Source organism: Oerskovia flava (assembly GCF_026163685.1).
Taxonomy (GTDB): Bacteria; Actinomycetota; Actinomycetes; order Actinomycetales; family Cellulomonadaceae; genus Oerskovia_A; species Oerskovia_A flava.
Genome location: NZ_JAOXSR010000002.1, coordinates 266,217 through 287,021 on the forward strand (window position 1 = coordinate 266,217; position 20,805 = coordinate 287,021).

General features: G+C 73.9%; 20 protein-coding genes and 1 riboswitch. Of the genes, 1 reads left to right on the forward strand and 19 read right to left on the reverse strand.

Features of this window, described 5'->3' with window-relative positions; translation table 11 throughout:
- Positions 1-96 precede the first annotated feature (96 nt).
- The 4 genes from OHL10_RS05865 to clsA are packed head-to-tail and all read right to left on the reverse strand — an operon-like array spanning position 97 to position 3,440.
- Positions 97-1,479: a DUF881 domain-containing protein gene (locus OHL10_RS05865; RefSeq protein ID WP_265521241.1), complete on the reverse strand. Its 1,383-nt coding sequence runs from the start codon at positions 1,477-1,479 to the stop codon at positions 97-99.
- A gap of 52 nt (positions 1,480-1,531) precedes the next feature.
- Entirely contained in the window at positions 1,532-1,864 is a 333-nt protein-coding gene (locus tag OHL10_RS05870; RefSeq protein WP_265521242.1) for a small basic family protein, read from the reverse strand.
- Complete coding sequence (locus OHL10_RS05875) at positions 1,861-2,862, reverse strand: DUF881 domain-containing protein (protein ID WP_265521243.1); 1,002 nt, start codon at positions 2,860-2,862, stop codon at positions 1,861-1,863. The genes OHL10_RS05870 and OHL10_RS05875 overlap by 4 nt, the downstream gene beginning before the upstream one ends.
- The gene (gene clsA, locus OHL10_RS05880; protein ID WP_265521244.1) at positions 2,859-3,440 is read right to left on the reverse strand and encodes a cardiolipin synthase ClsA; all 582 of its coding nucleotides are present in this window, start codon (positions 3,438-3,440) and stop codon (positions 2,859-2,861) included. The genes OHL10_RS05875 and clsA overlap by 4 nt, the downstream gene beginning before the upstream one ends.
- Positions 3,441-3,846: 406 nt before the next feature.
- On the opposite strand from clsA, the gene OHL10_RS05885 reads away from it, so the two are divergent.
- Positions 3,847-5,742 carry a DEAD/DEAH box helicase gene (locus OHL10_RS05885; protein WP_265521245.1) on the forward strand — a complete coding sequence of 632 codons (1,896 nt, stop codon included), beginning with the start codon at positions 3,847-3,849 and terminating at the stop codon, positions 5,740-5,742.
- Between the two features lie 54 nt (positions 5,743-5,796).
- Here OHL10_RS05885 and OHL10_RS05890 read toward each other — a convergent pair whose 3' ends face one another.
- From OHL10_RS05890 to rpoZ, 15 genes are all read right to left on the reverse strand, one after another.
- Entirely contained in the window at positions 5,797-6,270 is a 474-nt protein-coding gene (locus OHL10_RS05890; protein WP_265521246.1) for a PH domain-containing protein, read from the reverse strand.
- A gap of 78 nt (positions 6,271-6,348) precedes the next feature.
- Positions 6,349-7,194 carry an ATP phosphoribosyltransferase gene (gene hisG, locus OHL10_RS05895; RefSeq protein ID WP_265521247.1) on the reverse strand — a complete coding sequence of 282 codons (846 nt, stop codon included), beginning with the start codon at positions 7,192-7,194 and terminating at the stop codon, positions 6,349-6,351.
- 107 nt (positions 7,195-7,301) lie between these two features.
- On the reverse strand, positions 7,302-7,565 hold the full coding sequence (locus OHL10_RS05900) for a phosphoribosyl-ATP diphosphatase (protein ID WP_265521248.1): 264 nt from the start codon (positions 7,563-7,565) through the stop codon (positions 7,302-7,304).
- Positions 7,566-7,640: 75 nt separating this feature from the next.
- The gene (gene ribH, locus OHL10_RS05905; RefSeq protein WP_265521249.1) at positions 7,641-8,108 is read right to left on the reverse strand and encodes a 6,7-dimethyl-8-ribityllumazine synthase; all 468 of its coding nucleotides are present in this window, start codon (positions 8,106-8,108) and stop codon (positions 7,641-7,643) included.
- Complete coding sequence (ribB, locus tag OHL10_RS05910) at positions 8,108-9,448, reverse strand: 3,4-dihydroxy-2-butanone-4-phosphate synthase (protein WP_265521250.1); 1,341 nt, start codon at positions 9,446-9,448, stop codon at positions 8,108-8,110. Before ribB ends, ribH begins: the two co-directional genes overlap by 1 nt.
- On the reverse strand, positions 9,445-10,074 hold the full coding sequence (locus tag OHL10_RS05915; protein ID WP_265521251.1) for a riboflavin synthase: 630 nt from the start codon (positions 10,072-10,074) through the stop codon (positions 9,445-9,447). The genes ribB and OHL10_RS05915 overlap by 4 nt, the downstream gene beginning before the upstream one ends.
- On the reverse strand, positions 10,074-11,135 hold the full coding sequence (gene ribD, locus OHL10_RS05920; RefSeq protein ID WP_265521453.1) for a bifunctional diaminohydroxyphosphoribosylaminopyrimidine deaminase/5-amino-6-(5-phosphoribosylamino)uracil reductase RibD: 1,062 nt from the start codon (positions 11,133-11,135) through the stop codon (positions 10,074-10,076). The genes OHL10_RS05915 and ribD overlap by 1 nt, the downstream gene beginning before the upstream one ends.
- Before the next feature lie 164 nt (positions 11,136-11,299).
- Positions 11,300-11,424: riboswitch (FMN riboswitch) on the reverse strand.
- A gap of 200 nt (positions 11,425-11,624) precedes the next feature.
- A complete protein-coding gene (gene rpe / locus OHL10_RS05925) occupies positions 11,625-12,293 on the reverse strand; it encodes a ribulose-phosphate 3-epimerase (protein ID WP_265521252.1) in 669 nt (222 codons plus the stop codon).
- Positions 12,294-12,335: 42 nt separating this feature from the next.
- Entirely contained in the window at positions 12,336-13,904 is a 1,569-nt protein-coding gene (locus tag OHL10_RS05930) for an RsmB/NOP family class I SAM-dependent RNA methyltransferase (RefSeq protein ID WP_265521253.1), read from the reverse strand.
- A complete protein-coding gene (gene fmt / locus OHL10_RS05935) occupies positions 13,901-14,842 on the reverse strand; it encodes a methionyl-tRNA formyltransferase (RefSeq protein ID WP_265521254.1) in 942 nt (313 codons plus the stop codon). Before fmt ends, OHL10_RS05930 begins: the two co-directional genes overlap by 4 nt.
- A gap of 62 nt (positions 14,843-14,904) precedes the next feature.
- Positions 14,905-15,534 (reverse strand): HAD family hydrolase, encoded by a 630-nt coding sequence (locus OHL10_RS05940; protein WP_265521255.1) that lies wholly within the window; start codon positions 15,532-15,534, stop codon positions 14,905-14,907.
- Positions 15,534-17,798: a primosomal protein N' gene (locus OHL10_RS05945; RefSeq protein ID WP_265521256.1), complete on the reverse strand. Its 2,265-nt coding sequence runs from the start codon at positions 17,796-17,798 to the stop codon at positions 15,534-15,536. The genes OHL10_RS05940 and OHL10_RS05945 overlap by 1 nt, the downstream gene beginning before the upstream one ends.
- 78 nt (positions 17,799-17,876) lie before the next feature.
- A complete protein-coding gene (metK, locus tag OHL10_RS05950) occupies positions 17,877-19,079 on the reverse strand; it encodes a methionine adenosyltransferase (protein ID WP_265521257.1) in 1,203 nt (400 codons plus the stop codon).
- A 61-nt stretch (positions 19,080-19,140) separates the two neighbouring features.
- A complete protein-coding gene (coaBC, locus tag OHL10_RS05955; protein WP_265521258.1) occupies positions 19,141-20,370 on the reverse strand; it encodes a bifunctional phosphopantothenoylcysteine decarboxylase/phosphopantothenate--cysteine ligase CoaBC in 1,230 nt (409 codons plus the stop codon).
- Positions 20,371-20,407: 37 nt separating this feature from the next.
- The gene (rpoZ, locus tag OHL10_RS05960; protein ID WP_265521259.1) at positions 20,408-20,680 is read right to left on the reverse strand and encodes a DNA-directed RNA polymerase subunit omega; all 273 of its coding nucleotides are present in this window, start codon (positions 20,678-20,680) and stop codon (positions 20,408-20,410) included.
- Positions 20,681-20,805 lie beyond the last annotated feature (125 nt).

The following is a 20,805-nucleotide window of genomic DNA, read 5'->3' on the forward strand; positions in this document are numbered from 1 at the left end:
CCATGGTCGAACGTCACGGTGACGCGCGCACGCCATCTCCTCAACCTACCCCGACCGGTCGACGCTCGGGAAGCGTGCGCCCACCGTTCCCGAGTCCTAGTCGTCCTCTGCCGGGACAGGTGTCGCGAACTCCGGGTCCGACGGCTCACGGGTCGCCGTGACCTCGACCTGGTCCTGCTGGCGGATCACCGGCCGGGCACCGTCGTTGCGCACCGACGCCATCGCGCCGCCGGGGATCTCCAACGCCGTCTCCAACGTGGAGGGCTCACCGATCGCCACCCACCGGTACGGGGGGGTGATCACCCGACCGTCGACGACGATCTCGCCGTCGACCTCCTCGAAGTAGCTGCTCGTGACGAGCCGGATGTCGTTGAGCTGGACCGCCTCGACGCCCGCGTTGCGCAGCTCCTCGAGGATGTTGAACAGCTTGAGCGCACCCACCCGCTGGCCGGACTCCGTGATGTCGATCTCCAGGCCGGGACCCTGCGCCGGCAGCCGCCCGGAGAGGATGCCCTGCGTCTGCGCCTGACGCTCCGCGAGCTCGAGGGCCGCACGCTGACGGCCCGTACCGGACTGCAGCTCGTCCCGCGTCGCCCGCAGGCTCGAGACCTGGTCCTCGAGCTCCGCGGCGCGCTGCGTCGTCTCGTCGAGCAACCGGACCAGGTCCGACTGCGGCAGCGTCGAGAGCTGGTCCTCCTGCGTCTGGCTCACCTGGACCGCCAGCGCGAACCCCAGGATCGCGCAGAGCAGACCGGCCAGCACCTGCGCCCTGGTCGGGCGCGGGTGCAGCGTCGCCCGCACCGCCGCCCACCCCGTCGGCCTCGCGTCCTCGGCGCTCGCGGGCGTCGAGGCGTGGCGACCGTGGGGCGCGGGCTCCGACGACGCGTCGGCCGGCGGCGTGGCGGTCGCCGCCGGCACGCGGGTGCCGCTCTGCTCGGCTCCCGCGTCCTCGGCGCCCCGAGCATCCACCTCGGCCTGCGCTCCTTCTTCCGGCGCAGCCCGTCCCGACAGCTCGTCCGACGAGTCGTCCGACGAGCGGACGTCGGCGGCGGACCCTGCCCCGGTCTTGTCGTCTGCCCCGGAGCCTGTCGTGGACACCGAGGTCTGGGTGTGCTCGCTCACCGGAGCCGAGATCACCGGGGCAGGCGTCGTCAGGACCGGGGCATGAGCGGCGTCGGCAGCAGGGACGTCGGCATCGGCGTCGGCATCGGCGTCGGCATCGGCAGCAGGGACGTCGAGAGAGTCGGTCGATTCGTCGGCAGCGACGGCGCCGTCCGTGTCGACTGCCGCGCCCCCCGTCACGTCGGTGACGTGCTCGTCGCCGTCGATCTCGGAGTCCGCTGCGGTGTCCTGCGCAGCAGGATCCGAGGCGCCGTCGGTTGTCGGCTCGGGAGCGGTCCCGGTGGTCCCGTCGGTGGGCACGGCGTCGGACGCGCTGCGGTCCTCGGGCGCGCGGTCCTCGTCGGGGGTGCGGGTCATCGTCGCGTCCTCGGGCCAGGGTCTGCTGCTCGGCGGCTCGTCATCGATGCCCTCACGCCTTGAACAGGTGCCTGCGGATCGCCGCCGCGTTGGAGAAGATCCGGATGCCGAGCACGACGACGACACCGGTCGAGAGCTGGGTGCCCACACCGAGCTGGTCGCCGAGGAAGACGATCAGGGCGGCGACCACGACGTTCGACAGGAACGACACGAGGAACACCTTGTCGTCGAACAACCCGTCGAGCATCGCGCGCAGTCCGCCGAAGAGCGCGTCGAGCGCCGCGACGACCGCGATCGGCAGGTAGGGCTGCAGGTAGACAGGGACGGTCGGCTGGAGCACAAGACCCGCGACCACGCCGATCACCAGCCCGACGACTGCAATCATTCAACGCTCTCCTGCCCTGATCGTGAGCTCGGGCTTCCGCCGAGCAGGTCTTCCCACGACACGTCACCGTCGCCGGGAAGCACCCCGGGTGCAGCGGCGTCGTCAGGCTCGTCGTCCGGCCCGGGCCCGGTCCCGCCGTCGGTGAGCGAGTCTACGGGGCGCGCGTAGAACAGCCGTGCGGTCGACCCTCCGGGCATCTCCAAGGAGCTCTGGCCGATGACGCTCGACTGGATGCCGTACTGCGAGGACAGCACCCGCAGGTAGTCGGACGTGCCCGAGCGTGCGAACTGGGTCTGCATGCCGTCCGAGCTGCCGATGGCCACGACCCGGTACGGGCCGATGAGGGGTTGCAGGTCGACGAGGATCGCGCTGCCGGCGCTGCGGATCGCGCTCAACGGCGTCAGACGCTGGTCGTTGACCGCCACGGCCTCGGCGCCCGCGGCCCACAGCGCGTTGACGACGCGCTGCAGGTCCACGTCCTGGACCTTGGTGTTGGGGTCCGCGGCGTCCGGGTCGACCAGCCCACCGGAGGCGTCCCGCAGGGTGATCACGACGCCGGGCCCCTCGACGGCGACGGAACCGGTCACGAACGCGTCCCGCCGCAGGGTCTCGAGAAGCTCGGGGCTGCGCTCGGACAGCGCGCTCGTCTGGAGCTGGTCGATCTCGGCGTCGAGCGACGCCTCCTGCGCGACCAACGCCTCGACCTCGCCGCGACGGTCGGTGATCTCCTGCTCCAGCACGCCCCGCGCCTCGATCACCGCCGGCTGCGGGGCCCGCAGGTCCACGGCGGCGCTCGCGGTGACCAGCCCGAGGAGGACGGCGAGCGCAACGAGCAGGCCGCGTGTCCCGGCACCCCGGGCAGGCTCGGTCCCGGCTGCGCGCCGGGACGCCACCTCGGCATAGCCCGGGTCGAGAGGACGCTGCATGACCTCTGTCAGCAGCGTCATCGACGCGTCGACCGGCGGGCGCGCGGGTCGGGGGTCGGTGGAAGAGCTCACCGTGACCGCTCCCCCCGCAGGAGGGTGCGGGTCTGGCGGACGTACTGCACGCCTGCGAGCCAGTACAGCCCGACGCCCCACCAGGTGAACGCCCAGCCCACGACCGACGCGACGAGCCCGAGCGTGCCTGGCGCCTCGGCGAGCAGGAGCAGCGGGAACGCGTAGAGCAGCGCGAAGGTCGCGGCCTTGCCGACGAAGCTGACCTCGAGCGGGCCGTACCCGTGCCGGGTCAGAGCGGGCAGCAGGGCGAGCAGCACGAGGTCGCGCCCGACGATGAGCACGACGAGCCAGATCGGGACGATGTCGCGCCACGCGAGCCCGAGCATCGTCACGAGGATGAACAGTCGGTCGGCCGCGGGGTCGAGCACCTGACCGAGCTTGGTGACCTGGTTCATGCGGCGGGCGAGGACACCGTCGAGCCAGTCGGAGGCGCCGGAGACGGCGAGGACGACCAGCGCCCACACGTCGTGACCCTGGACGATGAGGACGGCGAAGACGGGTACCAGCAGCAGCCGCAGGAAGCTGATGGCATTGGGGACGGTGAGGACTCGGGAGCTGATCTCCTGCCCAGGTGCCACGCCCACCGTCCGTCGCTCGCTTCCCCGCAGCGACCCGTCGGGCCGCTGCTCGTGCGCCCATCCTACGATCGTGGCACGCCGGAACCCCGACATTTGCGGACCGTCCACGCGCGACGCACCGCAAAACATGCCCAACGGGATGAAACGCCGCGGAGTGTCCGGCTACGAGGCGGACGGTGCGGCCGACCCGTGAGCGAGGTCACCGGTCCGCACCTGACGCTCGCACGACGACGTCCGGTAGTATCAGTGGTTCTGGAGTTCGTCGCCTTTCCCGCGTGTTCGTGTGAGAGTGCCCCGCCCATCGTGCGCGGGTCACCAGTGTGTGTTCGGGAGTCGGCCTCGTGTGTGCCATCAGAGGCGCCCGCATGGAACTCCCACCACCTCGACGAACGGTCCCCACAGACTCATGACTGCTGACATCAGCACGCCTTCGCGCGCCCTCGACACCGACTCCACCCTCCCCGCCGACGCCGCAGCCCCCGCGTCCGTCACCTTCGCCGACCTCGGGCTGCCCGCGACGATCCTGCGCGCGGTGACCGACCTCGGCTTCACCATCCCCTCCGCGATCCAGGAGAAGGCGATCCCCGCCCTCGTCTCGGGACGCGACATCACCGGCGTCGCGCAGACCGGCACCGGCAAGACCGCCGCGTTCGGCCTCCCGATGCTCGCGGCCCTCGACCCGTCGCTCCGCCGCGTGCAGGCCCTCGTCCTCACCCCGACCCGCGAGCTCGCGATGCAGGTCGCCGAGGCCATCGAGACGTTCGCCGCGCACGTGGACGGCCTGCAGGTCGTCGCCGTCTACGGCGGCTCCCCGTACCAGCCGCAGCAGCGCGCCCTGCGCGCCGGGGCCCAGGTCGTCGTCGGCACCCCCGGCCGCGTCATGGACCACCTCGAGCGCGGCAGCCTCGTCCTCGACGACATCCGCTACCTCGTCCTCGACGAGGCCGACGAGATGCTCCGCATGGGCTTCGCCGAGGACGTCGAGAAGATCTTCGGCCAGGCACCCACCAAGCGTCAGGTCGCGCTGTTCTCCGCGACGATGCCCCCGCAGATCCGCCGGGTCGCCGCCCAGCACCTCAACGACCCCGTCGAGATCGCCGTCACCCGGCAGTCCTCCACCGTCACCAGCGTCCGCCAGACGTACGCCGTCGTGCCGTTCCGGCACAAGACCGGTGCGCTCGCGCGCATCCTGGCCACCTCCGACGCGGACGCCGCGATCGTCTTCACGCGCACCCGCGGCGCGGCCGAAGAGGTCGGGTCGGCGCTCGTCGAGCGCGGCGTGTCCGCCGCGACGATCTCCGGCGACGTCGCCCAGAAGGACCGCGAGAAGATCGTCGAGCGCCTGCGCTCTGGCGCCCTCGACGTCCTCGTCGCCACCGACGTCGCCGCCCGCGGCCTCGACGTCGACCGCATCGGCCTCGTCGTGAACTTCGACCTGCCCGGCGAGCCCGAGGCGTACGTCCACCGCATCGGCCGCACCGGCCGCGCCGGACGCACGGGCGAGGCCATGAGCTTCGTCACCCCGCAGGAGCGCGGCCGCCTGCGCTCCATCGAGCGCACGATCCGCGCCACGCTCGAAGAGGTGGAGATCCCCTCCCCCGCCGACGTGTCGGCGCACAAGGTCCGTTCGCTGCTCACGCAGGTCGCCGCCCGCCAGGAGGCCGGCCGCCTGTCGATGTACCAGGGGCTGGTCCGCGAGTACGTCACCGAGCACGGCATCGACCCGATCGAGCTCGCGGCCGCCCTCGCGGCGCTCGCGGTGGGCGACGACGGCCCGCGTGCCCGCGAGGAGCAGGAGCGCTTCGAGGCCGAGCGTGAGCAGGCTCGCGCCGCTCGCAGGACGGCCGACGTGCGCGGTCCTCGGCGTGAGGGCGACCGTCCCGAGCGTTCTCGTGGGGTCCGCCGCGACGCGGCCGGCACCCGTTACCGTCTGTCGGTCGGGCACACGCACGGCGCTCAGCCCGGCGGGATCGTCGGTGCGCTGACGAACGAGGCAGGGCTCAACGGGTCGGACGTCGGCAAGATCGACATCTTCCCGAGCTTCTCGCTGGTCGACATCCTCGCGCCGCTCGACGCGGACGCGATGGACCGCATCTCCCGCGCGCGGGTGGCCGGCAAGCCGCTGCGCATCAAGCTGGACGAGGGCGCACCCGTCTCGCGCGCACGGACCGCTCGCCCCACGGGTGACCGCCCGCGCGGCGCGCACGGCCCGGCGGGCCGCCACGACGAGCGTCGCACCGAGCGTCGTGAGTGGGCACCGCGCGACGGTGCCGAGCGCAAGCCGCGGCACCGCACTGCCTGACGAGTAGCACGACACGATGCCCCCGACCGTTCACGGTCGGGGGCATCGTGTCGTTCAGCGGTCCATGGCCTCGCCGTGCGCCTGCACGAGTGCGGCGAGGCGGCGTGCTTCCTGGTCCCCGCGCTCGCCGTCGGCGCGCTGGATCCCCATCACGGCGAGCGTCTTGCCGTCGGTGAGGTCGAGGCGCACCCAGGGGTCGCCGCTGCCGTAGTCGACGGAGAGGATCTCGGCCCAGTCGAGCCGACGGGTGTAGACGACGTTGCGGACGACGAGCCCTGTCGGCGAGGGGTCGGCGTGCACACCGCCGAGGCGCCAGAGCAGCAGGGCGCACAGGAGCCCGAAGAGGACGAGCGAGATCCGGTTGCCCACGCTCGCGAGCGGCCCGGTCGTCACGACCGCGAGGACGACGCAGCCGCCGAGGATCACTGTGGTCGTCGCCCAGGAGACCACGAGCCCGAAGCGGGGCCGGAACGTGCGGTACGGGTCCTGCCCGGCGGTGTCCTGATGGTCCCGCTGGTCCCCGTCCATGGCTGGCCTCCCTCTTCGTGAGTGCCCTGTCCGTGAGTGACCCTGGCAGTGAGGTCCCGGCGAGTCGACGTCTGGTCGCTACAGGCGGCAGGCGTGGATCGACGTCACCAGGATCGCGCGTGCGCCGACGTCGTACAACGCGTCCATCACCTGGTTCGTCTGGTCGCGGCGCACCATGGCCCGCACCGCGGCCCAGTCGCGGTCGTGCAGCGGCGAGACCGTCGGGGACTCCAGGCCGGGCGTGATGGCCACGGCCTGCTCGACGAGCGAGACCGGCACGTCGTAGTCCATGAGGACGTACTTGCGCGCGGTGAGCACCCCCTGCAGCCGCCGGCTCAGGACCTCGAGCCCGGCAGCGGGCTCGGCCGACCGCGGGCGGATGAGGACCGCCTCGGACACGAGGATGGGGTCGCCGAACACCTCGAGGCCCGCGCCACGCAGGGTCGTGCCGGTGGACACGACGTCCGCGACGACGTCCGCGACCCCGAGCTGGACCGCGGACTCGACGGCACCGTCCAGGTGCACAACGGACGCCTCGACGCCGTGCGAGCGCAGGTGGTTCTCCACGAGCACCTCGTACGACGTCGCGACCCGCAGGCCGGCGACCTGCTGGAGCGAGGTGACCGCGCCGGTGGGCGCCGCGTAGCGGAAGGTCGATCCGCCGAACCCGAGCTGCATGTGCTCGACGGCGTGCGCACCGGAGTCCAGCAGGAGGTCGCGACCCGTGATGCCGGCGTCGACCGTGCCGGAACCGACGTAGACCGCGATGTCCCGCGGGCGCAGGAAGAAGAACTCGACGTCGTTCTCGGGGTCCGCGAGCACGAGCTCACGGGTGTCGCGGCGCTGGCGGTAGCCGGCCTCGCGCAGCATGTCGACGGCGGGCTCGGACAGGGAACCCTTGTTGGGGACGGCGATACGGAGCACGGTTCCTCGATCAGGTAGGTGGGAAGCACTGGGCACGACGACGGCCGGGCACCTCGGGCGTGCGCACCCCCGGTGTCAGCGGGGGACGCGGGCGACGCACGAGGTGCTCACAGATGCGCGTACACGTCCTGCAGGCTCAGGCCCTTCGCGACCATCAGGACCTGCAGGTGGTAGAGGAGCTGGGAGATCTCCTCGGCGGTCTTGTCGTCGCCCTCGTACTCGGCGGCCATCCAGACCTCGGCCGCCTCCTCGACGATCTTCTTGCCGATCGCATGGACACCGGCGTCCAGCTGCGCGACGGTGCCGGAACCGGCGGGTCGCATGGTGGCCTTCTCGGTGAGCTCGGCGAACAGGGCTTCGAACGTCTTCACGGGGACAAGGGTAGTCGGCGAGCGGACCCGGGGGCGCCAGGTCCGCCCACCGGGCACCGGTGGGCGCTCGTCCCGCTACAGGTGCCGCAGCGCGACCGCGGTGGCGACGGCCGCCTCCACGGCCTCTGCCCCCTTGTCCTCGCGCGACCCGGGCAGGCCCGCACGGTCCAGCGCCTGCTGCTCGTCGTCGCACGTGAGCACGCCGAAGCCGACCGGGATACCCGTGCGCACCGACACGTCCGTCAGGCCCGTCGTCGCCGCGGAGCACACGTACTCGAAGTGGGGCGTCCCACCGCGGATGACGACCCCCAGCGCCACGACCGCGTCCGCGCCGCGCTCGGCAGCCCGCGACGCCGCGACGGGCAGCTCGAACGAACCCGGTACCCGCACCTCCGTGACGTGCGTGACGTTCGCGGCCGCGAGAGCGCGTCGTGCGCCCGCCACCAGCCCGTCCATGACCTCGGTGTGCCAGCTCGCCGCGACGACCGTGACCCGAAGGCCCGTGCCGTCCACGGAGATCGTCGGTGCGCCTGCGCCGCTCATCAGGAGTTCTCCTCGTTCGTCGTGGTGGTGGCCGGGCTCGTGCCCGACCCGGTGATCGTCTCGAGGAGGTGCCCCATCGAGACCTTCTTCGTCAGCAGGTAGGAGTGGTTGTGCACCCCGTGACCCACCTCCAGCCGGTGCGAGCCGACGACGTCGATCCCGCTCGCGGTCAGACCCGTCACCTTCGCGGGGTTGTTCGTCAGCAACGTGATGCGGGTCAGGCCCAGGTCGGCGAGGATCGCCGCCGCCGCACCGTACTCGCGCCGGTCGGCGGGCCACCCCAGCTCCAGGTTCGCCTGCACCGTGTCCAGGCCCGAGTCCTGCAACGCGTACGCACCGATCTTCGCCAGCAGGCCGATCCCGCGGCCCTCGTGCCCCCGCAGGTACACGATCGCCCCGCCCGTCGCCGCGACCCGCTCCATGGACGCCTGCAGCTGCGGACCGCAGTCGCACCGCAGCGACCCGAACGCGTCCCCCGTCAAGCACTCCGAGTGCACCCGCACGAGCGGCGCAGCACCCGCCGCACCCTCGGGCACGTCCACCGGCACCAGCGCGACGTGCTCCGCGCCCGTCCGGACGTCCCGGAACCCGTGCACCCGGAAGTGCCCGTGCGCCGTCGGCAGGTCCGCGACGTTCGTCGGGTGCACCCGCGCCGCCTCCGGCTCCGCGTCCGGCTCGGCCACCACGGGGTCGTGCACCCGTCGCCACTCCACCAGGTCCGCGATCGTGATGAGCACGAGGCCCTCCCGCTCGGCCAGCTCTGCCGCGTCCGCGAGCCGCATCATCGACCCGTCGTCGTTCACGAGCTCCGCGATGCCCCCGACCTCGCCCTCGCCCGCCAACCGCACCAGGTCGACCGCCGCCTCGGTGTGCCCCGCACGGTGCAGCACCCCACCCGCCACCGCCCGCAACGGCAGCACGTGGCCCGGCCGGATCAGGTCCACCGGACCCGACGCCGGATCCGCCAGCACCCGCAACGTCCGCGCCCGGTCCGACGCCGAGATGCCCGTCGACACCCCCGTCGCCGCGTCCACCGTCACCGTGTACGCCGTCCGGCGCGGATCCTGGCTGTGCGGCACCATCAACGGCAGCTCCAACGCATCCGCACGCGCCGACGGCATCGGCGCGCACAGGTACCCCGACGAGTGCCGGATCGTCCACGCCACCCACTGCGGCGTCACACCCCGCGCCGAGAACACCACGTCAGCCTCGTTCTCCCGGTCAGGAGAGTCCGCCACCAGCACCGGACGCCCCGCCCGGATCGCGTCCAGCGCCTGCTCGACCGTCCCCACCGACACCCCGGGCGACTCGCCCGACAGCTCGCCCGTGACACCGCTCATGACCGCACCCCCTCGGCGCTCGCGGACCCCAGCAACCGCTCCACGTACTTCGCCACCACGTCCACCTCGATGTTGACCCGGTCCCCCGGCACCAACCCCCCGAGCACCGTCGCCTCGAGCGTCGTCGGGATCAGCGAGACGCCGAAGCTCTCCGCACCCACCTGCGTCACCGTCAACGACACACCGCTCACCGCGATCGAGCCCTTCTCCGCCACGTACCGCGTCAACCCGGCAGGCACCGCGAACACCAGGTCGTCCCAGCGCGCACCCGGCGTCCGGGAGATCAGCGACCCGACGCCGTCCACGTGCCCCTGCACGATGTGCCCACCCAGCCGCGTGTCCGCCCGCACCGCCCGCTCCAGGTTCACGCGCGAACCCGGGACCAGGTCACCCAACGCCGTCCGACGCAACGACTCCGGCATGACGTCGGCCGTGAACACCCCGTCCCCCGGCAGGCTCGTCACCGTCAAGCACACCCCGTTGACGCTGATCGAGTCACCCAGGCCCGCGTCGGACGCGACCAGAGCACCCTCCACCGTCACCACCGCGTCGGCCTCCGGCCCGTCCCCCCGGGGGAACTCGATCCCTCGGACGGACCCGATCTCTTCCACGATTCCCGTGAACATCACTTCTCCTGCTCGGTTCCTCGAACTGACGACACATCCGCACCACGCGGTGCCCTGGCGACCACGAGCACGTCCTCCCCCAACCGGCGCACCTCGACGGTCCGCAGGCGCAACGCGCTGCTCAACGACTGCACACCCAGATCACCGACCGCACCCAGACCCGCCCCGAGCAGCACCGGCGCGAGATACGCGTGCACCTCGTCCACGGCGCTCGCGGCCAGGAAGGCGGTGGCGAGACGCGGGCCCCCCTCGACCAGCAGGTGCCGCACCTCGAGGGCGGCGAGCTCGCGCAGCACCTCGTGGACGTCGTGGGTGCGCAGACGCACGAGGTCACCGCCGGGACCGTGGAGCCGCGCGCCGTCGGGCACCTCCCGGTTCCCCACGACGACGCGCAGAGGCTGGTGCCTCGCGAGGCCGCCGTCACCGGGACGACGTGCCGTGAGGCTCGGGTCGTCCGCGAGGACGGTGCCCGTCCCGACGGCGAGTGCGTCGACCGACGCGCGCACCTCGTGCGCGTGCTCCCTCGCGGCCGCGCCGGTGATCCACCGGCTCGACCCGTCCGGTGCGGCGACACGCCCGTCCAGGGTGGTCGCGAGCTTCAGGGTGACGTACGGGGTGCCGCGCTCGGCGGCCACGAGCCACGGCCCCAGCAGCCGGCGCCCCTCCGCCGCCCGCACGCCGGCGGTGACGCGGACCCCGCGCTCGCGGAGGTAGGACGCTCCCCCGGCGGCGACCGGGTTCGGGTCGGAGACGGCGTGCACCACCTCGGCGATGCCGGCCTCGGCCAGGGCGAGCGAGCACGGGCCGGTCCGGCCGGTGTGGTGGCAGGGTTCGAGCGTGACGACGGCCGTCGCGCCCCGGACGTCGGCGCCGGCGGCCCGTGCCCGGGCGAGGGCGTCCGCCTCCGCGTGCGGCGTACCGGCACCGCGGTGCCAGCCCTCGGCGAGGACCGCGCGGGCGTCCGACCGGTCGTTCCCGGGGGCGGCGAGGAGGACACAACCGACGCGCGGGTTCGGGCCGTGCACCGGGCCGAGCGCGGCGAGCTCCAGCGCTCGCCGCATGGCCTCGTCGACCGTGAGCCGCGCTCCGCCGCGATCCTCGTGGACCTGCTGGGCCACCCGTCCTCCTCGTCCTCTCGGGCACAGGGCTCCGGGGTGAGGGGTGGGCAGCGCGGGCGGACCCGGACGCTACGGCACCACGGCGCGCGGAGATGCTCCACGAGCCGCCACGTACTTCCTCCCATCCGGACTTTCACCGTCGGTCCTGGAGTTCCACCAGGTCAACCGCACTGGGTGCGGGTCGCGGACTGTCACCGCCGGCTCGGAATTACACCGACCCCGGAGCACGTGTATGCGTACTGCTCTTGACTGCTGAACACAGGATGCCACAGCCGCATTCCCCTCGATGAGCCCACCCCCTCCCTGTCCAGGCTCTATGGCGAGACAGGCGGTGTGCTGACCGGTGTCATCATGCGCGCTTGGCACACTATTTATTCAGGAGGAACTCGGATCGACGGAAGTCGACCAGATCGTGACGCCTCGGGTGACGCCTCAGTGGGCGTGCGACGCCGCGTCCGCGAGGTCGCGGAGCGTCTGGATCTCGTCCGGGATGCTCTCGGCGCCGTAGACGGCGGAGCCCGCGACGAAGACGTCGGCCCCCGCGTCGGCCGCGCGCTCGATCGTCGAGCGGGACACTCCCCCGTCGACCTGGATCCACACGTCCAGGCCCGCCGCGCTGACGGCCTCGCGGGCCCGGGCGATCTTCGGCAGGGTCCCGTCGATGAAGGACTGCCCCCCGAACCCCGGCTCGACCGTCATGACGAGCAGCATGTCGAACTCCGGCAGCAGGTCGAGGAACGGCTCGACCGGGGTCGCCGGCCGCAGGGCGAGCCCCGCCCGCGCGCCGAGCCGGCGCAGCTCGCGGGCCAGCCGCACGGGCGCGTTCGCCGCCTCGGCGTGGAACGTCACCGACGCGGCACCCGCCTCCGCGTACCCCGGCGCCCACCGGTCCGGGTCGGCGATCATCAGGTGCGCGTCGATCGGGATCGGCGAGACCTGCGCCAGCCGCTCGAAGACCGGCAGCCCCAGCGTGAGGTTCGGCACGAAGTGGTTGTCCATCACGTCGACGTGCGCGTAGTCCGCGGTACCGATCGCCGCGAGGTCCCGCTCGAGGTTCGCGAAGTCGGCGGACAGGATGCTCGGGGCGATGAGTGCGGCCATACCGCAAGCCTAGGGTCTGACGTGCCGGACCCGTCAGCGCACTCAGCGACGTCGGCGCAGGAGCGTCAGGTGCATCGCGTCGGTCCCGTGCACGTGCGGCCACAGCTGCACGTCGCGCCGGTCCCCGAGCTCGATCGTCTCGCGCGCCTCGGGACGGACGACGGCCCGCACCGCGGCCGGGGCGTCGAGCACCTCCACGTCGTCCCGGCGGCGCAGGACGTCGTCGACCACCAGACGGGTCTCGGCGAGGTGCGGGGAGCACGTGACGTAGCCCACCACTCCCCCGGGCCGTACGGCCGCGAGCGCCGACGTGAGGAGCTCGCGCTGGAGGCCGGTGAGGACGGCGAGGTCGGCCGGTGTGCGTCGCCAGCGGGACTCGGGGCGGCGGCGCAGGGCGCCGAGGCCGGTGCAGGGGGCGTCGACGAGGACGCGGTCGTAGGTGTCGGGTTCGTCGGTGCCGATCTGGCGGCCGTCGCCCACGCGGACCTCGGTGGTGCCGTCGGGGACGGCGGTGAGGGCGCGTTCGACGAGCCGGGCGCGGTGGGGGGCGAGCTCGTTGGCGACGAGGTGGGCGCCGCGGTCGGAGGCAAGGGCGGCGAGGAGGGCGGCCTTGCCGCCGGGTCCGGCGCAGAGGTCGAGCCAGCGTTCGGTGCCGGTGCCGCCCGGTCCGTCGGCGTGGCTGTCGCCGTCGCCGTCGTCGAGATCCACGTGGGCGAGGGCGAGGGTGACGAGCTGGCTGCCCTCGTCCTGGACGCCGGCGCGGCCGTCGCGGACGGCGGGGATCGTCGAGGGGTCGCTGCCGGGCAGGACGAGCGCGGTGGGCGCCCAGCGAGCGGGGCTGGGTGCGAGTCCCTCCTGGGCACCTTCTCGCAGCTCCTGGGGGGTGGTGAGCCCGGGCCGGGCGACGAGCGTGACGCGGGGTGCGGTGTTGTCGGCGTCGAGGAGCGCGGTGATCTCGTCGACGGGGCGACCGTGCCCGACGAGCGCCTCGCGCAGGGCGCGGGTGATCCACACGGGGTGGGACCCGAGGACGCTGAGGCGGGTGACGTCGTCGGGTGCCTGCTCGGCGAGCCGTTCGGTCCAGCGCTCCCCCGGTGTGCGGGACACGGTGCGCAGGACGGCGTTGACGAACTGGGCGCTGCCGGCGCCGGTGCGTTCGCGGGCAAGGCCGACGGTCTCGGAGACGGCCGCGTGCTGGGGCACGCGCATGCCGAGGAGCTGGTGGACGCCGAGGCGCAGCAGGTCGAGGACCGGGGGGTCGATCTTCGTCAGGGGTCGGTCGACGCACTGGGCGATGATCGCGTCGTACCTCCCGCGCATCCGCAGTGTGCCGTAGGCGAGCTCGGTGGCGAAGGCGGCGTCGCGGGCGCGGATGCCGCGCTCGCGCAGCAGGGGCGGCAGGACGAGGTTCGCGTAGGCGTCGGAGGTCTCGACCTGACGCAGGACGTCGTACGCCGCGCTGCGGGCGGGGTCGGTGCCCTTGCGGCGTGCGGACGGGGCGCTGGTGCTGCGCTGGCCGGCGCCGCGGGAGCGGGCGGCGCCGCGCTCCCGGCCGCGGTCGTCGCGGCGCTGGTCGCGGGCGGGGCCGCGGGAGGAGTCGTGCGGGCTCATGCCGCCACCTGCTCGCCGAGGACGGTGCCCTCTGCGGGGCGGGCACCGCGGGCCCAGTCGGTGGCGGGCATGTGCTTCTTGCCGACGGGTGCGACGTCGCCGAGCTGCACGGCGTGGGTGGCGGTGCCGACGAGCACCTCGCGCTTGCCGGTGCGCAGGTGGCCGGGTGGCAGGTCCGTGACGTCGGGCCGGGGCGTGACGGGGCCGAGGCCGAGGCGTGCGCCGTCGGGCAGCGTCGTCCAGGCTCCTGGTGCGGGGGTGCAGCCGCGCACGAGCCGGTCGACGGCCTGCGCGGGGTGGTCCCAACGGACCTGCGCGTCGGCGGGGCGGAGCTTGGGGGCGATGCTCACGCCGTCGGGCGGCTGCGGGACGGGGGCGGCGACCCCGTCGGCGATGGCGTCGAGGGTGGCGAGCAGGAGCCCGGCGCCCGAGTCGGCGAGGCGGGCCAGGAGGTCGCCCGCGGTGTCGCGGGGCCGGATGGTCTCGGTGGTGGTGCCGAGGACGGGGCCGGAGTCGAGGCCCTCCTCGATGAGGAACGTCGTCGCGCCCGTGACCTCGTCGCCGGCGATGATCGCGCGCTGCACGGGTGCGGCGCCGCGCCAGGCCGGGAGCACGGAGAAGTGCAGGTTGACCCAGCCGTGCCGCGGGACGGCCAGGACGTCGGCGGGCAGGATCTCGCCGTAGGCGACGACGGGTGCGCAGTCGATCTCGAGGTCCGCGAGCGCCTGGGTGAAGCCCTCGGTGCGGGGGCGGTCGGTGAGGACGGGGATGCCGGCCTCCTCGGCGCGGGCGCGGACGGGACTGGGGGTGAGGCGGCGACCTCGGCCGGCCGGGGCGTCGGGTCGGGTGAGGACGGCGACGACCTCGTGGCGGGAGGACAGGAGGGCGTCGAGGGTCGGGACCGCCACGTCTGGGGTCCCGGCGAAGAGCAGGCGCATGCGGCGAGTCTACGGCGGGCGGGGGTCCGCTCCGGTGGGGTGAGGTGGCGGGCCTGGTGTGGTCAGGCTGCCGGTGGGTCGGTGACGGGGACGCCGGCTGCGCGCAGGTCGGTGCGGAAGGCCGGTGTGGTGGTGAAGTGCACGGCGTGCAGGCCGACCTGGCGGGCGGCGGTGACGTTGGCGGGGCTGTCGTCGACGAAGAGGGTGCGGGTGGGGTCGAGGTCGAAGCGTTCGACGGCGGCGGTGAAGATGCGGGGGTCGGGCTTGGCGAGGCCGACGCGCCCGGAGACGAGGACGTCGCGCAGGAGGCCGATGGCGGGGGCGGCGGGCTCGGCGGCGTGGAAGAGCTCGGCGGACCAGTTGGTCAGCCCGTACAGGCGGATGCCGAGGGCGGCGAGCTCGCGCACCAGGGCGGCGGAGCCGGGGACGGGGCCGGTGAGGGAGGCGGCGAAGTGCTCGACGTACACGTCGAGGGCACCCAGGTGCTGGGGGTGGGTGGTGGCGAGGTGGGCGCGGGCCTCGGCCCAGGTGCGCCCGGCGTCCTGCGCGTGGTTGAAGGTGGCGAAGTCGACGTCGGTGAAGAACCGGTCGACGTCGGCGCGGGGCATCCGACCGGTGTAGGGGCCGTAGGGGTCCCAGCCGACGAGGACGTTGCCGAGGTCGTACAGGACCGTGTCGATCGGGGCGGTCATCAGAGCATCTCCTGGGGGTCGAGCTGGACGCGGACGGTGCCGCCCTCGCGGCGGGCGGAGCGCACGGCGAGCGAGGCGGAGAGCTCGCGTGCCAGGCGTTGTCCGTCGCGGACGGGGACGCGCACGAGGGCGCGCACGGGGGGTTGGAGGGATTCGCTGCGGCTGCGGGGCGCTTCGGGGACCTCGACGGGTCCGAGCGTCGTGGCGGGGGTGGCGAGCTCGACGCGGGCAAGGACGGCGCCGACGGCGGACCGGTCGCCCGTGACGGCGGCGACGCGCACGGCGGGCGGCAGGTCGAGCTCCTGGCGCTCGGTGAGGTCACGGTCGGCGAGGCCGGCGGGGTCCCAGCGCACGAGCGCGCCGGTGGGCGCCGGAGCGGCGTCGCCGACGAGCAGCACCTGGCCGCCGTCGCTCGCGGGACGCACGAGGCTGGCGGCGACGAGCCACCGGTGCAGGGCGTCCTGGGCGGCGGCGAGCCCGACGTGGGAGGTGCTGGCCGCGGCGTCCAGGAGGAGGGCGACGACGTAGCCGCCCTCGGCGACGGGCTCGGCACCCGGGGTGGCGACGATCACGGCCGGACGGGAGCCCACCCCCGGGAGCACCCCGCCGGGTGCGTTCGCCCCCGAGACGCGCACCGGCACCCCGGGGAAGGCGCGCCCGAGCTCCTCGGCCGTGCGCTCGGAGCCCACCCGGACCGAGCGCAGCGCGCTCGAGCGGCACTCGGGGCACGTCCAGCCGCCCGCGAGCGCCCCGCACCAGGTGCACTGGGGCGGGGCGCCGGGTCCGGGCAGGGACAGCGGCCCGTGGCAGGCCGTGCACTGGGCGGGGGTGCGGCAGCGGGCGCAGGCGACGACGGGCAGGTACCCGGCGCGGGGCACCTGGACGAGGACGGGTCCGTGCTCGAGCGCGGCGCGGGCGGCGCGCCAGGCCGCGCTGGGCAGCCGTGCGGTGGCGCCCACCCCCTCGGACGCGAGCTCGACCGACGTCAGGGCGCGCACGCGCGGGGCGCGGGCACGGACGACCTCACGGGGGGCGACGACCTCGCGCGCCCAGCCGGAGACGAGGAGCGCCTGTGCCTGGACGGTGCGGCTCACGGACCCCAGGAGGTAGGCGGCGCCCTGCTGCTCGCTGCGCAGGGCGAGCACGTCGCGGGCGTGCGGGTACGGGGAGCGGGGCTCGGCGAGGGTGTCCTCGCCGTCGTTCCAGCAGGCGACCAGGCCGAGGTCGTGCACGGGCGCGAACGCGGCGGCGCGCGTGCCGATCACCACGCGCACGTCGCCGCGCAGGGCGGCGAGGAAGGCGCGGTACCGGGCGGCGGGCCCGTCGTCGGCGCTCAGGCGCACGAACGACCCGCCGTGGCGGGTGCTCCACGGCGGGAGCCCGGCGAGCTCGAGCGCGTGGGCGACCTGGTCGACGTCGCGCGCGTCGGGCAGGACGACGAGCGCGCCCCGCCCTCCGGTCAGGGTGGCGTGCACGGCGGCGGCGAGCGCGAGCGCCCAGTGCTGCACCCCGGGTGCGCCCGCGCCCGGCAGCGCGGTCCACACGGCGCGGGGCCCGTCGCCGGCGGTCAGCCGGGCGAGGAACGCCCCGCCACCGCGGTAGTCGCGCCACGCGCCGGCGGCGACGTCGGGCAGCGGGGGCACGCTCGGCACAGCGGGCACAGGCGGCACGGCGGGCGGGGGGGTCCGCACGTCCGGGGCCTCGGCACCTGCTGCGGGACCCGCCTCGCCGCCGACACCGCTGTCTGCCTCAGGGTCTGCCTCAGGGGCCGCGGGTAGCGGCGCGACCGTCTCGGCCCGGGCGTGGCGCGGCGGGACGGCCAGGCGCAGGACGTCCGAGAGCGTACCGGCGTACCGGTCGGCGACGGCGCGGCACAGGGCGATCACCTCGGGGGTGAGGACCTGCTCGGCGGAGACCACCCGGCGCAGCGGCACGAGCCGCCCGTCGTGGTCGCTGTCGGCCTCGCGCGACAGGACGTACCCGTCGACGTCCTGGGCGCCGAAGCGCACCTTGACCCGGACGCCGGGGAGCGCGTCCGCCGCGGCGTTCTCGGGGACGAGGTAGTCGAACGTGCGGTCGAGGTGGTGCGGCGACAGGTCGAGCGCGACGCGGGCCACGGGCAGGTGCGTGGTGATCTGCACGGCACCGGGTCGGCGCGTCCTGCGGCCGGTGGCGCCCCGCTGCGGGGGCTGCGCGCGGGGCAGGTCGTCGAGCCCGGGCAGCGCGGGCTGCTCCGCGGGGGCGTGGGGGTCGTCCGTGCTCACGCCGCCGTCACCGCGTCCTTCTCGTCACGGCGCCAGCACAGCACACGCCACCCACGGGTGCGGGCCCGGTCGCACGCCTCAGACGGCGGACTGCAGGTCCGCGACGCGGTCGGTGCGCTCCCACGTGAAGTCGGGCAGCTCGCGCCCGAAGTGCCCGTAGGCGGCGGTGGCCGCGTAGATCGGTCGCAGCAGGTCCAGGTCGCGGATGATCGCCGCCGGGCGCAGGTCGAAGACCTCCTTGATGGCGGCGGTGATCCGCTCGACGGGCACCGTGTGCGTGCCGAAGGTCTCCACGTACAGGCCCACGGGGTGCGCCTTGCCGATCGCGTACGCGACCTGCACCTCGCACCGGCGCGCGAGGCCGGCGGCCACGACGTTCTTCGCGACCCAGCGCGTGGCGTACGCCGCCGACCGGTCCACCTTCGAGGGGTCCTTGCCCGAGAACGCGCCGCCGCCGTGACGAGCCATCCCGCCGTAGGTGTCGACGATGATCTTGCGTCCGGTCAGACCGGCGTCTCCCTGCGGGCCTCCGATCACGAACGTCCCGGTCGGGTTCACCAGCAGCCGCACGTCGCGCGTGTCCAGGTCGAGCCCTTCGACAACAGGTGCCACGACCTCCTCCGCGATCAGGCGGTGCAGCTTCTCCTGCGCGACGTCCGGGTCGTGCTGCGTCGACAGCACCACGGTGTCCAGGCGCAGGGGCCGGTCACCGTCGTAGCCGATGGTGACCTGCGTCTTGCCGTCCGGGCGCAGGCCGGCGACCGACCCGTCCTTGCGCACCTGCGCAAGACGCTCGGCGAGCCGGTGCGCCAGCCAGATCGGCAGCGGGAGGAGCGTCGGCGTGTCGTCGCTCGCATACCCGAACATCAGCCCCTGGTCGCCCGCACCCTGCGCGTCGAGCGGATCCCGCACGACCCCGGGGCCGGCGAGGTCGTCCCGCTGCTCCCACGACTTGTCGACGCCCTGGGCGATGTCGGGCGACTGCTGCCCGATCGAGACCGAGACGCCGCACGAGTCGCCGTCAAACCCGATCGCGGAGGACGTGTAGCCGATCCTGCGGACGACGTCGCGCACGATCTGCGGGATCTCGACGTACGCGTCCGTCGTCACCTCGCCGGCGACGTGCACGAGGCCCGTGGTGACCATCGTCTCGACCGCGACGCGCGAGGACGGGTCCTGCGCCAGGATCGCGTCGAGGATGGTGTCGGAGATCTGGTCGCAGACCTTGTCAGGGTGACCCTCGGTCACCGACTCCGAGGTGAACAGGCGCAGATCCGTCATGCTCCCAGCCTACTGTCTCGCCAGGTGATCGCTGGAATCCGGTCCGCGAGACAACGGTGGGCTACGAGGCCAGGAGGGCGCCGACCGCGTCCCACACCGCGTCCGCGACCTCGCGCTTGGTGCCCGCGGCCGTGACGAGCGTCTCGCCGTCCGCGTCGACGATCGTCACGTCGTTGACCGGCGTGCCGAAGCCGAGGCCCGCACCGACGGCGTTGATGACGAGCAGGTCCGCGCCCTTGCGACGTGCCTTGGCCCGGCCGTGCGTCAGCACGTCTCCCGCGGCGTCGCCCGTCTCGGCGGCGAAACCCACGACCCGCTGGCCCGGGCGCAGGCGCTCGCGCGCGAGCTCGGCGAGGATGTCGGGGTTCTCCACCAGCTCGATCGGTGCCGGGGCCTGCCCCGGGACCTTCTTGATCTTCGCGCCGCCGACGTGCGCGGGACGGAAGTCGGAGACGGCCGCCGCCATGACGACGACGTCCGCCGCGGTGGCCGCGGCACGGACCGCGTCGCGCAGCGCCACGGTCGTCTCGACGTCGACCCGCTCGATGCCCGTGGCGTCGGCCGCCAGGTCCGTCTCCACGTCGCCGGCCAGGTCGGCCGCGACGAGGACGACGCGTGCACCGCGGTCCCGGGCGGCGCGGGCCAGCTCGACGCCCTGGCGCCCGCTGGACCGGTTCGTGATGAACCGCACCGGATCGATCGGCTCCCGCGTCCCCCCGGCCGAGACGACGACGGTCCGGCCCTCGAGGTCGCGCCGGCGAGCGGGCGGGGCGACGGCCTCCAGCGCGACCCGCGCGATGACCTCCGGCTCCGGGAGACGGCCCGGCCCCGTGTCCGCACCGGTGAGGCGACCGGAGTCCGGGTCGATGACGAGCACCCCCCGCGCGCGCAGCGTCGCGACGTTCGCACGGGTTGCCGGGTGCTCCCACATCTCGGTGTGCATGGCGGGCGCCATGACGACCGGGCACCGCGCCGTGAGGAGCGCGGAGGTCAGCAGGTCGTCGGCCCGGCCCGTCGCGGCGCGCGCGAGGAGGTCGGCCGTCGCCGGGGCCACGACCACGAGGTCAGCGCCCTGACCGAGCGCGACGTGCGGGACGTGCGGGACGTCGTCGAACACCTCCGACGTCACGGGCTCGCCCGACAGGGCCTCCCACGTCGGGGCGCCCACGAACCGCAGCGCGGCAGCCGTGGGCAGCACCCGGACCTGATGACCCTGCTCACGCAGGATCCGCAGCAGGAGGGCGGCCTTGTACGCCGCCACTCCCCCGCTGACGCCGAGGAGGATCCTCATTCGCTCGTGCGCTCCCTCGTGCCGAGCCCGGGCCTGCTCAGGCCTCGGGGGTCTCGTTGCTCTCGATCGACAGCAGACCCGCGTTGATCTCGCGCATCGCGATCGACAGCGGCTTCTCCTGGTTGCGTGCCTCGACGAGCGGGCCCACGTTCTCGAGCAGGCCCTCGTTGAGCTGGGAGTAGTACGCGTTGATCTGGCGGGCCCGCTTGGCCGCGTAGATGACGAGGGCGTACTTCGAGTCCGCGCGCTCGAGCAGGTCGTCGATGGGCGGGTCGGTGATGCCCTCGGGGGCGGCGATGGTTCCAGACACAGTCTCACTCCGTGAGTCAGGGGTGGTGCAGCGGGGCTGCCGGTTCTCGATCAGTGGTGACGATCGGGTGGCGGGCACGAAGGCACGCGCCGGAGATCAAGTCTACGGGGCGCTGGCAAGTCAGC